The sequence below is a fragment of the Nocardia sp. NPDC052001 genome (genome assembly GCF_040680615.1).
Taxonomy (GTDB): domain Bacteria; phylum Actinomycetota; class Actinomycetes; order Mycobacteriales; family Mycobacteriaceae; genus Nocardia.
The window spans coordinates 284,408-302,283 of sequence record NZ_JBFAXC010000006.1 but is presented as its reverse complement, the minus strand read 5'-3'; the positions used below and the strand labels follow the sequence as shown (position 1 = coordinate 302,283).

At 68.7% G+C, this 17,876-nt stretch carries 1 protein-coding gene (cut by a window edge); it reads left to right on the top strand.

The annotated features are described in order from the left end of the window. Nucleotides 1-17,876 carry the 3' portion of a non-ribosomal peptide synthase/polyketide synthase gene (locus AB0L82_RS27945; RefSeq protein ID WP_364642562.1) on the top strand. 26,539 nt of this gene lie to the left of the window's left edge, so 17,876 of the gene's 44,415 nt are visible here — the last part of the coding sequence; the start codon falls outside the window, past its left edge; it ends in the stop codon at nt 17,874-17,876.

Here is a 17,876-nt window from a genome sequence, read left to right as displayed (position 1 = left end):
GTGCGCGCTTGGTCGTGGCCAGGCCCGACGGTCATCGCGATCCGGCCTATCTGGCGGAAGTCATTGCCGCCGAAGGGATCACCACCGCGCACTTCGTGCCGTCGATGCTCGCGGTCTTCACCGCCGAGCTCGAGGCCGGTGGTGGATCGCTGCCGTTGCGCCTGGTTTTCGCCTCGGGTGAGGCGCTGCCCGCTACCACCGCGCAGCGGTTGCGGGCGCTGACCGGTGCGGAGCTGCACAATCTGTATGGCCCGACCGAAGCCGCGGTCGATGTTACCTACCACCGGGTGGTTGACGCCGATACCGAGACGGTGCCGATCGGCCGTCCGGTCTTCAACACCCAGGTCTATGTATTGGATTCGCGCCTGAACCCGGTCGCGCCGGGTATGGCGGGTGAGCTCTACCTCGCCGGTGATCAGCTCGCTCGCGGCTATGTCGCGCGCCCGGATCTGACCGCCGACCGCTTCGTCGCCAACCCGTTCGCGGCCTTCGGCGCGTCCAAGCGCATGTACCGCACCGGTGACCTGGTCACCTGGACCGCCGCCGGCGAACTGGAATACCTGGGCCGCACCGACTTCCAGGTGAAGCTGCGCGGTCTGCGCATCGAACTCGGCGAGATCGAGGCCGCCCTCACCGCGCACAACGCCGTCTCCCAGGCGGTCGTGGTGCTGCGCTCGGACGCCCGCACCGGTGACCAGCTGGTCGCCTATGTGGTCCCGTCCGGCTCGGCGTCGGCCGCCGCCGGTGCCACCGCGCAGCTCACCGATTCCGACGCTGCCGCCGCGACGCCGGGGAACCCCGGTTCTCCGGCCGCCGGTGACACCGCCGTATCGGCTGCTCCCGGCACCGTGGCGCTGGCCGCCGGTGCGGTGGATGTGGATGCCTTGCGCGAGCACCTCATCGCGCAGCTGCCGTCGTATATGGTTCCGGCCGCGTTCGTGGCCGTTGCCGAGTTCCCGCTCAACGCCAATGGCAAGCTGGATCGCCGGGCGCTGCCCGAGCCGGAGTTCGCGGCGCGCGAATTCCGTGCTCCCGCAACGCCCGCCGAGGAAATCGTGGCGAGCGTGTTCGCCGAGGTGCTCGGACTGGAGAACCCGGTCGGCGCCGATGACGACTTCTTCGAGCTGGGCGGCAACTCGCTCATCGCGACCCAGGTGGTCGCCCGACTGGGCGCGGCGCTCGATACCCGCGTGCCGGTGCGCACCCTGTTCGACGCCCCGACGGTCGCCACCCTGGCCGCCCGCGTCGAGGCGCAGTCCGGTACCGGCCGCCGCCGGGAGCTGGTGGCGCAGGAACGGCCGGCAGAGATTCCGCTGTCCCTGGCGCAGCAGCGCATGTGGTTCCTGAACCGCTTCGACACCGCTTCGGCCGTGAACAATATTCCGCTCGCGGTCCGCCTCACCGGCGATCTCGACGCGGACGCACTGCGCCTGGCCGTCGGCGATGTGCTCGAGCGCCACGAGGTGCTGCGCACGGTCTACCCCGAGAACGCCGAAGGCCGTGGCGTGCAGGTCATCCTGCCCGCCGAGCAGGTCAGCGTGGCCGCCGAGGCCGTCGACGTGACCGAGGCGCAGCTGCGCGATCGCGTCGCGGAGCTGGTGCTCACCGGGTTCGACGTGACCGTGGCCCCGCCGGTGCGTGCGGGTCTGTTCCGGGTGACCGATGCCGAAACGCCAACGCACGTGCTGGTTTTCGTGGTGCACCATATTTCCGGTGACGGCTGGTCGGTCCGACCGCTGGCCCGCGATGTGATGCTCGCGTACGCCTCGCGCGCGAATGGTGTTGCCCCGCAGTGGGAACCGCTGCCGGTGCAGTACGCGGACTTCGCGCTGTGGCAGCGCGAGACGCTCGGCGACGAGTCCGATGCCGAATCGCTGATCGCCCAGCAGGTCTCGTACTGGTCCACCGAACTGGCGGGTCTGCCCGATCAGATCGATCTGCCGTCGGATCGCCCGCGCCCGGCCGTGGCCTCGAACCGCGGTGGCGTGCACGAGTTCGCCATCGACACCGCGCTGCTGAACAGCCTGAACAACCTCGCCCGCGAACACGGCGCGTCGCTGTTCATGGTGGTGCACGCGGCGTTCGCGGCCCTGCTGGCGCGCCTGTCCGGTGGCGATGACATCGCCATCGGCACCGCGGTCGCCGGTCGTGGTGAAGCGGCAGTCGACGATGCCATCGGCATGTTCGTCAACACCCTGGTGCTGCGCACGGCGGTGGACGGCGGCGAGAAGTTCACCGAACTGCTGGCCCGCACCAAGGACACCGATCTGTCGGCGTTCGGTCACGCCGATCTGCCGTTCGAACGCCTGGTGGAGATCCTCAACCCGGCGCGCTCGCAGGCCCGGCATCCGCTGTTCCAGGTCATGCTGTCGTTCCAGAACACCGGTGAGGCAACCTTCACGCTGCCGGGTCTGGAAGTGGCGGGCGTGCCCCTGGACGTGGTGACCGCCAAGTTCGATCTGCACCTGAACCTGACCGAACGGGTCGGCGCGGACGGCACGGCCACCGGTATGACCGGTGAATTCGCCTACGCCACCGATATTTTCGACGCCGCCACGGTGTCGGCGTTCGCGGATCGCCTGCTGCGCACGCTGACCACCATCGTGCTGGAGCCGACCACCCTGGTCGGCGATATCGAACTCCTGGACGACCTGGAGCGCCGCCGCGTGCTGCGGTCCTGGAACGCCACCGAATACGACGTCACCCGTGTCGCGCTGGCGGGCCGCAAGTCCGCCGCCGATGTCACGCTGGCCTCGATGTTCGCGGTGCAGGCCGCACAGACGCCCAAGGCCCCGGCCGTGGCGTTCGAGGGGACGACCCTGTCCTACGGCGAACTGGCCTCGCGGGTGAACAAGCTGGCCCGGCACCTCATCGCCAATGGTGTGGGACCGGATTCGCTTGTCGCACTGGGTATGCGCCGTTCGCTGGATCTGGTGATCGGCATGTACGCGGTGATCGCCGCCGGTGGCGCGTACGTGCCGCTGGATCCGGATCACCCGGACGAGCGCAACGGCTATGTGCTCGACACCGCACAGCCGGTGTGCGTGCTCACCACCGCCCGCGACGGCTTCGACGCCGCCCGTTCGGCCACGGTGCGCATCGATGAGCTCGATCTGTCCGAGTACTCGGACGCCCCGCTCACCGACGCGGATCGGATTGCGCCGCTGCGGGAGTCGAACACCGCCTACGTGATCTTCACCTCCGGTTCCACCGGCCGCCCCAAGGGTGTGGCCGTCTCGCACGCCGCGATCGTGAACCGCCTGGTGTGGATGCAGACCGAATACGGCCTGTTCGACGACGATGTGGTGTTGCAGAAGACCCCGGCCACCTTCGACGTGTCCGTCTGGGAGTTCTTCTGGCCCTTGCAGGTCGGTGCGCAGTTGGTCGTCGCCAAGCCGGACGGGCATCGCGATCCCGCCTACCTGGCGGATCTGATCACCGAATACGACGTCACCACGGCGCATTTCGTGCCGTCGATGATGTCGGTGTTCGTGGCCGAGGCCAAGGCCGCCGAATGCGTCTCGCTGCGACAGGTCTTCGCCTCCGGTGAAGCCCTGCCCGCACCGACCGCGCAGAAGCTGCTGGAACTGACCGGTGCGCAGCTGCACAACCTGTACGGCCCCACCGAGGCCGCGGTCGACGTCACCTATCACGAGGTGACCGCCGCGGACACGCTGTCCGTGCCGATCGGCCGCCCGGTCTTCAATACCCGTGTGTACGTGCTGGATTCGCGCCTGCACCCGGTCGCGGCCGGTGTAGCGGGTGAGCTCTACCTGGCGGGCGCGCAGCTGGCGCGCGGCTACGTCGCGCGTCCGGAACTGACCTCGGATCGCTTCGTCGCCGATCCGTTCCACGCCGGTCAGCGCATGTACCGCACCGGTGACCTGGTCAAGTGGACCGGCGCGGGTGAGCTGGAATACCTGGGCCGCACCGACTTCCAGGTGAAGTTGCGCGGTCTGCGCATCGAGCTCGGTGAGATCGAATCCGCTTTGACGGCAATCGATTCCATCGCCCAGTCGGTGGTCGTGGTCCGCTCCGATGATCGTCTCGGCGATCAGCTGGTCGGCTACGTGATCCCAGCCGCCGGACGCTCGATCGATGTCGAGGGCGTGCGCGGCGAACTGCAGGACGCCCTGCCCGGCTATATGGTCCCGACCGCGTTCGTGGTGCTGGACGCCTTCCCGCTCAATGCCTCCGGCAAGCTGGATCGCAAGCAGCTGCCCGCACCGGTGTTCGAGGCCAAGGTCTTCCGCGCCCCGTCCACCCCGATCGAGGAGATCGTGGCGGGCACCTTCGCCGATGTCCTGGGTGTCGGCCGCGTCGGCGTCGACGACGATTTCTTCGAACTCGGCGGCAACTCGCTGATCGCCACCCAGGTCACCGCGCGACTGGGCGCGGCGCTGGAAATCCAGCTCGCCGTGCGCGATCTGTTCGAAGCCTCCACCGTCGCGGCACTGGCCGCGCGGGTGGAACGGCACGCCGGTTCCGGCCGCACCCGCCCGCGCCTGGTCGCGGGGGAGCGCCCGGAGCACCTGCCGCTGTCCCCGGCACAGGCGCGGTACTGGTTCCTGAACCAGTTCGACACCAGCACCTCGGCCGTGGACAACATTCCGCTCGCGGTGCGGCTCACCGGTGCGCTGGACCTGAACGCCATGGGTCTGGCCATCGGCGATGTGCTCAGCCGCCACGAGGTGCTGCGCACGGTGTACCCGCGGGCCGCCGACGGACCGCACCAGGTGATCCTGCCCGCGACCCAGACCGATGTGGGTCTGGTGCCGGAGCCGGTCACCGAAGGTGAATTGCTGGGCAAGGTCATCGAATTCGCGATGACCACCTTCGACGTCACCGTCGAGGTGCCGCTGGCCGTCAAGCTGTTCCGCATCTCGGACAGTGCTGTGGAACAGCATGTGCTGGCCTTCACCATCCACCACGTCTCCGCCGACGGCTCCTCCATGGGCCCGATGGCGCGCGATGTGATGGCCGCGTACGTGGCCCGCGCCAATGGCGAATCCCCGCAGTGGGCGGCGCTTCCGGTGCAGTACGCCGATTACGCGCTGTGGCAGCGCGCGGTGCTCGGCACCGAGGACGATCCGGAATCGCTTGCCGCACAGCAGGTCGCCTACTGGACCCGCGCGCTGGCCGAGCTGCCCGATCAGCTGGAACTGCCGACCGATCGGCCGCGCCCGCCCGCGCAGTCGTTCCACGGCAAGGCGATTCGCTTCGATATCGACGCCGAACGGCACGCCAAACTGCATGAGCTGGCGCGCGCCAACAACGCGTCGCTGTTCATGGTCGTGCACGCCGCGCTGGCGATTCTGCTGGCGCGCCTGTCCGGCACCGATGACATCGCGGTCGGCACCCCGATCGCGGGTCGTGGCGAGCGCGAACTCGACGACCTCATCGGCATGTTCGTGAACACCCTGATCTTCCGCACGAAGATCGATCACGGGGTGCCGTTCGCCGATGTGCTGGCCGAGGTGCGCGAACGCGATCTGGAAGCCTTCGCCAATGCCGAGGTGCCGTTCGAGCGCCTGGTCGAGGTGCTCAACCCGGTGCGCTCCAACGCCCGCAATCCGCTGTTCCAGGTCGGCCTGTCCTTCCAGAACCTGGCCGAGACCGCGTTCGAATTGCCCGGCCTGCACGTGAGCGCCGTCCAGTTCGAATCGCAGCTGGCCAAGACCGATCTGCACGTCACGCTGTACGACCGGTACACCGATGAGGGCGCGCCCGCCGAGATCCTCACCGAATTCGGTTACGCCACAGATCTGTTCGACGAGAGCACCGTGCGTGCGTTCGCCGATCGGTTCCTGCGGGTGCTGGACGCGGTGCTGGATGATTCGGGCATCACCGTCGGCGATATCGATCTGCTCGACGCCGATGAGAACGAGCGGATTCTCCAGCGCTGGAACAACACCGCGCAGGACGTGGCGCAGGTGTTCCCGGAGGGGGCCGAGGCCACCCTGGTCTCGCTGCTCGACGCGGCCGTGGACTCGGACCCGAAGGCGGTGGCCATTGTGGCCGATACCGCCGCCGGGGTCGAGAACCTGACCTACGCCGAGCTCGACGCCCGGGTGAACCGTCTGGCGCGTGAGCTGATCGCGCGCGGTATCGGTGCGGAAGACCGTGTGGCGCTTGCCATCCGGCGTTCCACCGATCTTGTGGTCGCGATGTACGCGGTGGCCAAGTCCGGTGCGGCGTATGTTCCGATCGATCCGGATCAGCCCGCCGATCGCACCGGCTACATCCTCGAAACCGCCGCTCCGGCAGTGGTTCTGACCACCGTCGCGGATGCCTTCGAGCACGACATCGCGACGGTGCTGAAGATCGATGAGCTCGAGCTTTCGGAGTACTCGGCCAAGCCGATTACCGCCGAGGAGCGGGTGCGGGAGCTGACCTCCGCCAATACCGCGTACATCATCTTCACCTCCGGTTCCACCGGTCGCCCGAAGGGTGTGGCGCTGCCGCACGCCGCCGTGGTGAACCAGTTGCTGTGGAAGGTCACCGAATTCGGTCTCGATCCGGCCGATGCGGTGCTGCTCAAGACCGCCGCCACTTTCGATCTCTCGGTGTGGGAATTCTGGTCGGCCGTGGCCTGCGGTGGCCGCCTGGTCATCGCGCAGCCCGGCGGGCATAAGGATCCGGCGTACCTGAACGAGCTCATGGCTCGCGAATGGGTGACCACGCTGCACGTGGTGCCGTCCATGCTGGACGCGCTGCTGGCCGATGGTCTGCCGGATTCGCTGTGGCGCATCCTCGCCATCGGTGAGGCGCTGCCCGGACCGCTGGCCCAGCGCGTGCTGGCCGAGCGTCCGCGCACCGAGCTGTTCAACCTGTACGGCCCCACCGAGGCCGCGGTCTCGATCACCAACCACCGGGTGACCACCGCCGACGAGGTGTCGGTGTCCATCGGCGCGCCCGAATGGAACAGTCAGGTCTACGTGCTGGACGCGCATCTGCGCCCGGTGCCGGTCGGGGTCTCCGGTGAGCTGTACCTGGCCGGTGCGCAGCTGGCGCGCGGCTACTACGGCCGCAGCGATCTGACCGCCGACCGCTTCGTGGCGAATCCGTTCGCCACCGGGCAGCGCATGTACCGCACCGGTGACCTGGTGGCCTGGAATGCCAAGGGCGAGTTGGACTACCGGGGCCGCACCGACTTCCAGGTGAAGATCCGCGGTTTCCGCATCGAGCTCGGCGATATCGAATCCGCGCTGCTGCGTCAGCCCGCGGTGGCCTCGGCCGCCGTTGTGGCGCACCAGGATTCGGCGCTCGGCGATCGTCTGGTCGCATACGTCGTCGGTGCCGACGGCGATCTCGACAAGCAGGCGCTGCAATCCGCGCTCGCCGCGGAACTGCCGTCCTACATGATCCCGTCGGTGTTCATGCAGCTCGACGCGCTGCCGCTGAACGCCAACGGCAAGCTCGATCGCAAGGCGCTGCCGGAACCCACCTTCGAGAAGGCGGTCTTCCGCGCACCTGTCACCCCGATCGAGCAGATCGTGGCCGGCGTCTTCGCGGATGTGCTGCGCATCGAGGGTGGTCGGATCGGTCTCGATGACGACTTCTTCGCGTGGGGCGGCAACTCGCTGCTCGCCACCCAGGTAGCCGCTCGCCTCGGCGAGGCCCTGAACACCCGGGTGCCGGTGCGCCTGATGTTCGAGGCCTCCACCGTGGCCGCGCTGGCCGCCCGGGTGGAACTCGACGCCGGTGCGGGCCGCAAGGCGCTCACGGCGGGTGAACGACCGGAACACATTCCGCTCTCGCTCGCACAGCAGCGCATGTGGTTCCTCAACCGCTTCGACAACCAGTCCGCGGCCTACAACGTGCCCGTCGCGGTGCGCCTGTCCGGTGCGCTGGATATCGAGGCCATGCGCGCCGCCATCACCGATGTCGTCGCCCGGCACGAGATCCTGCGCACCATCTACCCGCAGACCGAACAGGGTCCGGTCCAGGTCGTACTCCCGGCCGCGCAGGCGGTCCCGGAGCTCGAGGTGCGCACCGTCACGGCCGATGAGGTCACCGGCGCGGTGGTGGCGCTCACCTCCACCGTCTTCGACGTCACCACCGAGGTGCCGCTCAAGGTCGCGCTGTTCCGCATCGGCTCCGACGAGTCCACGGAATACGTACTGGCACTGGCGATTCACCACATCTCCGGTGACGGTTCCTCCGTCGCGCCGCTGACCCGCGATCTGATGACCGCCTACGCCGCCCGCTCCTTCGGGGAGCGGCCGGGCTGGTCCAAGCTCGCGGTGCAGTACGCCGACTACTCCATCTGGCAGCGCGATCTGCTGGGCAGCGAGGACGATCCGGAATCGCTGTCCGCCAAGCAGGTCGCCTACTGGAAGCAGGCACTGGCCGAGCTCCCGGATCAGCTGGATCTGCCGTCCGATCGCCCGCGCCCGGCCGTGCAGACCTTCGCCGGTGACCGGGTCGAGGTGCGCATCGATGCCGAAACGCACCGTGCGCTGGTCGATTTGGCGCGCGCCGAGGGTGCGACGCTGTTCATGGTCGTGCACACCGCGCTCGCGGTACTGCTGGCCCGCCTGTCCGGTACCGATGACATCGCCATCGGCACCCCGATGGCCGGTCGCGGCGAGGCCGTGCTGGACGACCTCATCGGCATGTTCGTCAACACCCTGGTGTTCCGCACCCGGGTCGACGCGGGCGCGCCGTTCACCGAACTGCTGGCCCGCCAGCGCGAGACCGATATCCAGGCGTTCGCCAATGCCGATGTGCCGTTCGAGCGCCTGGTCGAGGTGCTCAACCCGGTGCGCTCCACCGCGCGGCATCCGCTGTTCCAGGTCGGTCTGTCCTTCCAGAACCTGGCCCAGTCCAGCCTGGAACTGCCCGGCCTGACGGTGTCCGGTCTGGATATCGACACCCAGATCTCGCAGTTCGACCTGCATCTCATCGCCACCGACCGGTACGACGAGTCGGGTGCGCCGGTCGGCATCACCGGCCTGTTCACCTACGCCACCGATCTGTTCGATCAGGCGACCGTGCAGGGCTTCGTGGACCGCTTCGTGCGACTGCTCGGCGCGATCACCGCCGCACCGCGCACCGCGGTCGGCGATATCGAACTGCTCGCGGGTGACGAGCGCGCCGATCTGGTGCTGGCGCGCAATGCGACCGCGCACGAGGTCGACCGCTCCGCGACCCTGGTCTCGCTGCTCGATGCGACGGTGGCGGCCATCCCGACCGCCGTGGCGCTCATCGGCCCGGACGGCGAGGTGCTCACCTACGCCGAGCTCAGCGCTCGGGTGAATCGCCTTGCGCGGCACCTGATCTCGATGGGTGTGGGTCCGGAGTCCCGGGTAGCGCTGGCGCTGCGGCGTTCGGTGGATCTGGTCGTGGCCATGTACGCGGTGTCGGTCGCCGGTGGCGCGTACGTCCCGGTCGATCCGGATCAGCCCGCCGAGCGCACCGACTACATCCTGGAGACCGCGGCACCGGTCTGCGTGCTCACCAATGCCGAAGCCCGCTTCAGCACCGAGGCCGCACCGCTGGTGCGCCTGGATCAGCTGACGCTGGAAACCGTTGCGGCCGAGCCGATCACCGATGCCGAGCGGGTCGCCCCGCTGCTGCCCGCGAATACCGCGTATGTGATCTTCACGTCCGGTTCGACTGGTCGCCCCAAGGGTGTGGCGTTGCCGCATGCTGCGGTGGCGAACCAGTTGCAGTGGAAGACGGCTGAATTCGGTCTCGGTGCCGATGATGCGGTGCTGCTCAAGACCGCCGCCACCTTCGACCTCTCGGTCTGGGAGTTCTGGTCGGCTGCCGCCAGCGGTGGTCGTCTGGTGATCGCCTCGGCCGACGGTCATCGTGATCCGGCGTACCTGAACGAGCTCATGGCGCGCGAGCTGGTGACCACGCTGCATGTGGTGCCGTCGATGTTGGATGCGCTGTTGACCGAATCCGGTGGGGCGCTGACGGGTTCGTTGCGGCGGGTGCTGGCCATCGGTGAGGCGTTGCCCGCCACCGTGGCGCAGCGCTTCCGCATCGCGAATCCGGCGGCGCAGCTGTTCAACCTGTACGGCCCGACCGAGGCCGCGGTCTCCATCACCAACCACCTGGTCACCGACGCCGACAAGGGTTCGGTCTCCATCGGCCTGCCCGAGTGGAACAGCCAGGTGTACGTGCTCGATGCTCGCCTGCACCCGGTCGCGGCCGGGGTCGAGGGTGAGCTGTACCTCGCCGGTGCGCAGCTGGCGCGCGGTTACTACGGTCGCGCGGATCTGACCTCGGATCGCTTCGTGGCCAATCCGTTCGCCACCGGTGAGCGCATGTACCGCACCGGTGACCTCGTTGCCTGGGCGGGCAATGGGGAGTTGGAGTACCGGGGCCGCACCGACTTCCAGGTGAAGATCCGCGGTTTCCGCATCGAGCTGGGTGAGATCGAGGCCGCGCTGCTGGCGCTGCCCGGTATCGCACAGGTCGCGGTGCTGGCCAAGTCCGATCAGCGCACCGGTGACCGCCTGGTGGCCTACCTGGTGCCGTCCGATCTCACGGCGGGCGTACAGATTTCGCAGGCCAAGGCGGCGCTGTCGGCGGGTCTGCCGTCGTACATGGTGCCCTCGGCGTTCGTGGTGCTGGACGCGCTGCCGTTGAACGTCAACGGCAAGCTGGATCGAAAGGCGTTGCCGGAGCCCGAGTTCGAGACCACGGCATTCCGTGCGCCGTCCACCCCGATCGAGGAGATCGTGGCGGGCGTGTTCACCGAGGTGCTCGGTACCGAGCGCATCGGCGCGGATGACGATTTCTTCGCCCTCGGCGGTAACTCGCTGCTGGCGACGCAGGTCGCGGCCCGGCTGGGTGCGGCCCTGGACGCTCGCGTCCCGGTCCGCCTGCTGTTCGAGGCGTCCACCGTCGCCGGACTGGCCGTCAAGCTCGAGGTGCACGCGGGTAGCGGCGATCGGCAGCCGCTGGTCGCACAGGAGCGCCCGGCCGCGGTGCCGCTGTCACTGGCACAGCAGCGCATGTGGTTCCTGAACCAGTTCGACACCACCTCGGCGGCCTACAACATCCCGGTCGCCGTCCGCCTCACCGGCGAATTGGATACCGTCGCACTGCAACAGGCCGTCGCCGATGTGATCGCCCGCCACGAAACCCTGCGCACCATCTACCCGCAGGTCGACGGCGCGGCATCGCAGGTCATCGTGACCGCCGCGCAGGCGGTCCCGAACCTCACCCCGATCGAGGTCGGGGCCGAGACGGTGCGCGATCGCATCGCCGAACTCATCTCCACCGGATTCGACGTGACCACCGAGGTGCCGTTGCGCGCCAAGCTGTTCCGTGTCGAAACCCCGGTCGTGGAAGAGCTCGGCGCGCACGAGGCCGCGGTGCTCGATGTGGCCGACGCCTTCGAGGCCGCGACGCTGCGCGCCGTCGGCGCACAGGCCGCGGGTGTGGTCGGCGTCCGGACCAAGGTTCCGGCCGCGCCGCTGATCGAGCATGTGCTCGTATTCGTGGCGCATCACATCAGCGCGGACGGCTGGTCCATGGGCCCGCTCACCCGCGATGTGATGATCGCGTACGCGTCCCGGGCCGCGGGTGTGCAGCCGGGCTGGGCTCCCATGCCGGTGCAGTACGCCGACTACTCGATCTGGCAGCGCGCGGTACTCGGCTCGGAAACCGATCCCGAGAGCCTCATCTCGGGTCAGGCCGACTACTGGCGGACCACGCTGGCGGATCTGCCGGACGAGCTGAACCTGCCCTCGGATCGCCCGCGCCCCAATGCGCAGTCGTTCCGCGGCGGCAAGGTGCACTTCCCGATCGGGGCCGGACTGCATCGCGGCTTGCAGGCCATCGCGCGTGAGCAGAACGCGACCATGTTCATGGTCGTGCACGCCGCGCTCGCGGTCTTCCTGGCGCGCCTGTCCGGCACCCAGGACATCGCCATCGGCACGCCGATCGCGGGTCGCGGTGAGGCCGAGCTCGACAATGTGATCGGCATGTTCGTGAACACGCTGGTGCTGCGTACCGACGTGCACCCGGATCTGACCTTCGCGCAATTGCTCTCGAACGCCAAGGACGCCGACCTCGGCGCCTTCGCGCACGCGGATATCCCGTTCGAACGACTGGTGGAAATCCTCAACCCGGAGCGCTCCACCGCTCGTCACCCGCTGTTCCAGGTGGTGCTCTCGTTCGAGAACCTGCCGGACAGCACGTTCGAACTGCCCGGATTGCGGGTCGCCGCCGTCGATTTCGAGAACGACACCGCGAAATTCGATCTGTCGCTGACCATTACCGAGGCCGGTACCTCGGGCGAAGGCATGTACGCCGAATTCGCGTACGCCCGTGACCTGTTCGACGACGCCACGGTGCAGAAGTTCGCGCAGCGTTTCACCCGCCTGCTGGAGCAGATCACCGCGCGGCCGCAGCAGGCGGTCGGCGATCTGCAACTGCTGTCCGCGGCCGAACGCGCGGATCTGCTGTCCCGCAACGGCGCGGCGGCGGTCGAGCCCCGGACGCTGCCGGAGATCATGGCCGCGGCCGTGGCCGCCAACCCGGTCGGCGAGGCCGTGGTGTTCGACGGTCAGGTGCTCGGTTACGCCGAACTCGACGCGGCGTCCTCGCGACTGGCGCGCATGCTCATCGAGCGCGGTGCGGGACCGGATATGCGGGTGGCCGTCGCCATTCCGCGCTCGTTCGAATCCGTGCTCGCGGTATGGGCGGTGGCCAAGTCCGGTGCGGCGTTCGTGCCCGTCGATCCGGCCTACCCGGCCGATCGCATCGCGCACATGATCTCCGACTCCGGTGCCATGCTCGGCCTGACCACCAATGCCGAACTGGCGGCGCTGCCGCCGGTGGCGAGCCTGGCGGGCTGGATCTCCCTCGACGACCCGATGGTCATCGCGGAGATCGAATCGCATTCGCCCGCGGCGGTTTCCGATGCCGAGCGGTGGGGTGCCATCCGGGCCGCGCACGCCGCCTACGTCATCTACACCTCGGGTTCGACGGGTCTGCCCAAGGGCGTCGTCGTCACCCACGCGGGTCTGGCGAACTTCGCCCGCGAGCAGGTCGAGCGCTACCGTCTCGACTCCTCCTCGCGCGCACTGCATTTCGCCTCGCCGTCGTTCGACGCCTCCATCCTGGAGCTGCTGCTCGCGCTCGGCGCGGGCGGCACGCTCGTGGTGGTGCCGCCGGGCACCTACGGTGGCGATGAACTGGGTGAGCTGATCGCCCGCGAGCGGGTCACCGCCGGTCTCATCACGCCGTCCGTGCTGGCCTCGCTGGAACCGTCGCAGCTGGCGGGCATGGAGGTCATCATCGCCGGTGGTGAGGCGGTCTCGGCCGACCTCGTCGCCAAGTGGTCGGTGAATCCGGCTGGGCCGCGCCGTTTCCACAACGCCTACGGTCCGACCGAGGCCACCATCGCGACCAATATCAGCGATGCGCTGAATCCGGGCGACAAGGTCGTCATCGGCGGTCCGGTGCGCGGTATGCGGGCGCTCGTCCTCGACGCGCGGTTGCAGCCGGTCGCCGAGGGCGTCGCCGGTGAGCTCTACGTCGCGGGTCAGCAGCTGGCGCGCGGTTACCACGCGCGTCCGGGTCTGACCTCCGAGCGCTTCGTCGCCAACCCGTACGGTGAACCGGGCTCACGCCTGTACCGCACCGGTGACGTGGTGCGCTGGACGCGTGATGCCAAGGGCGCTCCGGCGGTGGAATACGTGGGCCGCAATGACTTCCAGGTCAAGGTGCGCGGTTTCCGCATCGAACTCGGCGAGATCGACGCGGCACTGATGGCGCACGAGACCGTGGACTTCGCGGTCACCGTGGGTCATAAGACCGAGGTCGGCACCACCATGCTGGCGGCCTATGTGCTGCCGGTCGCCGGTGCCGTCATCGATATCGCCGCGCTCACCGAGCACGCCGCCGCGCGACTGCCGGAATACATGGTGCCCACCGCCATCACGGTGCTGGATCAGATTCCGCTGACTCCGGCGGGCAAGCTGGATCGGCGCGCACTGCCCGAACCGGTGCTCGCACCGCGCGAATTCCGGGCTCCGGTCAGCGATATCGAAGCCGCCATCGCCGAGGTCTTCGCCGAGGTGCTCGGCGTCGAGCAGGTCGGCCTGGACGATTCGTTCTTCGCGCTCGGCGGCGACTCGATTCTGTCGATCCAGCTGGTATCGCGGGCCAAGGCGCGCGGCATCCTGTTCAGCCCGCGCGAGGTCTTCGAGAAGCGCAGCGTGGCCGGACTGGCCGAAATCGCGGTGCTGGGCGGAGATAACGAGCAGGAGCGGCTGGCGGAACTGCCCGGCGGCGGCGTCGGTGATATTCCGCTGACGCCGATCATGACGGCGATTCTGTCGAGTGGTTCGACGTACCAGCGGTTCTCGCAGTCCATGGCATTGCGCCTGCCGGACAATATCGACCGGGCACTGCTGATCGGCACGCTCTCGGCGGTCTTCGACCATCACGATGTGCTGCGTTCGCGCCTGCGCGGGAACGCCACGGCAGGTTGGGAATTCGAGGCGCTGCCGCGCGGCGGTGTCGATGTGGACGCGCTCGTGCATCGCGTCGAGGTCGCGGCCGATATCTCCGACGAGGAGCTGTCGCGGGTCGCGAGCGCTCAGCTCGACGCGGCCCTGGGCCGACTCGATCCGGCCAATGCCTCGATGATCCAGTTCGTGTGGTTCGCCTTCGGCGCGGGCCGCCCGGATGTGCTGCTGCTGGCCGCGCACCACTTCGTGGTGGACGGCGTGTCCTGGCGCATCCTGATTCCGGACTTCGCGGTGGCGTGGTCGCAGCTGGCCTTCGGTCAGCCGGTCGCGCTCCCGGCCAACGGCACCTCCATGCGGCGCTGGGCGCACGCCCTCGTCGACGCGGCGTCCGCACCGGAACGCGTCGCGGAACTGCCGTTCTGGCAGGGCGTGGTCGGCACCGCCGATCCGCTGCTGGGCTCGCGGGCCTTAGATCCGGCGGTGGACACCTTCGCCACGGTCGAACGCGTCGAGGTCACGGTGCCCGCGGCGGTCACCGACGCGGTGCTCACCTCGATTCCGGGGCGCTACCGCGGTGGCGTGAACGACGGTCTGCTGTCGGCGCTGGCCATGGCGGTCGCACGCTGGCGCGGTGACGGCAGCGATGCCGCCCTCATCAAGCTCGAGGGTCACGGTCGTGAAGAGGAAGTCGTTCCGGGCGCGGATCTTTCGCGCACCGTCGGCTGGTTCACCAGCGCCTACCCGGTGCGGCTGGATCTGGCCGGGGCCGATCTCGACGATGCGTTCGCGGGCGGAAAAGCCCTGGGCCACATCGTGAAATCGGTGAAGGAGCAGCTGCTCTCGGTACCCGACAAGGGTCTGGGCTTCGGTCTGCTGCGCTACCTGAACGCCGAGACCGCGCCGCAACTGCGCAGTGTCGGGCAGATCAGCTTCAACTACCTCGGTCGCGTATCGACCGGTGAAGTGCCGGAACAGCTTTCGGAGCTGGGCTGGGTGCCGGTCGCCGATCTCGGGCAGCTGGACGCGGACATGGATCTCGATATGCCCGCCAACGCCACCCTCGATATCAACGCCATCGTCACCGATGGCGAGGACGGCCCGCAGCTGGGCGCGGCCTTCGCCTTCCCGACCGGGCTGCTCTCGCGCGAGCGGGTGCAGGAGTTCGCCGACCTGTTCGTGGCGGCGCTGACCGCGCTGGCCGAACACGCGAAGCGGCCGGACGCCGGCGGTTACACGCCGTCGGATATGGCGCTGGTCAAGGTGACCCAGGGCGATATCGAGGTCTGGGAGCGTGCCTACCCGGCCATGACCGAGGTGTGGCCGCTGTCGCCGCTGCAGTCCGGTCTGCTGTTCCAGGCGCTCATGTCGCAGAGCCGGGAGGCGATCGACGTCTACACCATGCAGGCCGTCCTGGACCTGCACGGCACCGTGGACACCGATCGGCTGCACGCGGCGGCACAGGCCATCGTCGACCGGTACGCGAGCCTGCGCACCGCGTTCGTCACCGATGCCGCCGGACAGGCGCACCAGGTCGTACTGGATCGCGTCGAAGCGCCGTGGAGCATTGTCGATCTCACCGATCTGCCCGAGGGCGAACGAGTTCCGCGCATGCGCGAACTCATCGACGTCGACCGGGCGCGGCACTTCGACATGGCTGCCGCACCGCTCATGCGGTTCACGCTGTTCCGCACCTCGCCGGAGCAGTACAACCTGGTGATCACCACCCACCACATCCTGGTGGACGGCTGGTCCATGCCGCTGCTCATGCGCGATCTGCTGGTGCTGTACGCGGTGCGCGGTGATCTGTCCGCCCTGCCGCGCGCGGTGTCCTACCGGAACTACCTGGCCTGGCTGGCCGGGCGGGACCGCCAGGAATCGTTGCGGGCGTGGGCGCGTGCGCTCACCGGTGTGTCCGAGCCGACCCAGCTCGCACCCGCCGGACGCGCGGACGAGCAGTACGAGGTCGGACGGCACGTGCTCGAAATCGACGCCGAACGCACGCGTCAGCTCAGCAAGCGGGCCGCCGAACTCAGCGTCACGGTGAACACGCTGGTGCAGACCGCGTGGGCCATCCTGGTCGGAAGGCTCACCGGCCGTGGCGATGTCGTGTTCGGCGCGACCGTCTCGGGCCGCCCCGCCGATCTGGCGGGCGTGGAATCCATGGTGGGCCTGTTCATCAACACCGTGCCCGTGCGCATTCGCATCGACGACCGCCTCACCGTGGGCGGCATGCTGGAGCGGGTGCAGCACGAGCAGGCGGATCTGCTGGATCATCACTACATCGGCCTGGCCGAGATCCAGCAACTGGCCGGCGCCGCAGCGGAATTCGACACCCTCGTGGTGTTCGAGTCCTACCCGGTCGACAAGGACGCCATCGCCGCCGCCAGCTCCATCGACGGTATGTCGGTGAACGGCGTCGGCATCAACGACGACACCCACTACCCGATGACGCTGGTGGTCATGGCGGGCGAGACCATCGAGATCTCCATGCGCTACCTGGACACCCGCTTCACCGCCGACGAGGTCGAAACCCTCGCCGCGCGCCTGAACCGGGTGCTGGAATCGCTGCTGGGTGAACCGTCCGCGCTGGTCGGCGATATCGATATCCTCGATGCCACCGAACGCGCCCGCATCCTCGCCGAAAGTGCCGTCACCCCGGCGGATTCGGCGGCGGAACCGGCCCGCGTCGGTGCTCGCACCGTGGCCAATGTGCTCGCCGAAGTGGTGGAAGAGGACCCCCAGGCCCCGGCCCTGCTCGATAACGGCCAGGAACTCGCCTACCACGTCCTGGACCGCCGCTCCTCCCAGCTCGCGCGACTGCTCATCGATCGCGGTGCGGGCCCCGGCGATATCGTCGCCGTCGCCCTGCCGCGCTCCGCCGATGCGGTCGTGGCGGTCTGGGCCATCCAGAAGGCCGGCGCGGCAACGCTGTTCGCGGAGGGACTGTCCTTCGGCGACATCCTCGCCGCGGGCGCGAACTTCGGCATCGCCCAGGACCCGGCGGCCAGCTCGGTCCGCTGGCTGGTCCCGGCCGACCCCAAGGTCCAGGCCGATCTCGCCACCCGTCCCGCCCACCCGGTCACCTACACCGACCGGGTCCGACCCCTCACCGAATCCGATCCGGCCTTCATCTACCGCGACGCCTCCGACACCTGGGCCACCCTCACCCAGGCCGAAGCCCTCGACCGCGCCACCGCGCTGCGCACCGAGAATGAGATCGACTACGAATCGACCACATTCACGACCGCGACCGTCGGCCTGCCCGCGATAGACGAATTCCTCACCTCCGCGACCGCGGGCGCGCTGTCGGTCCTGCCCACCGAGGACCTGGCGGCCGATCTCGACGAAGGTGAAGTCACGCACTGGTTCACCACGGCCGCCGATTCCACCGACGAGGCTCCGGAGGAAGTGCGCATCATCCCGGCCCCCTAG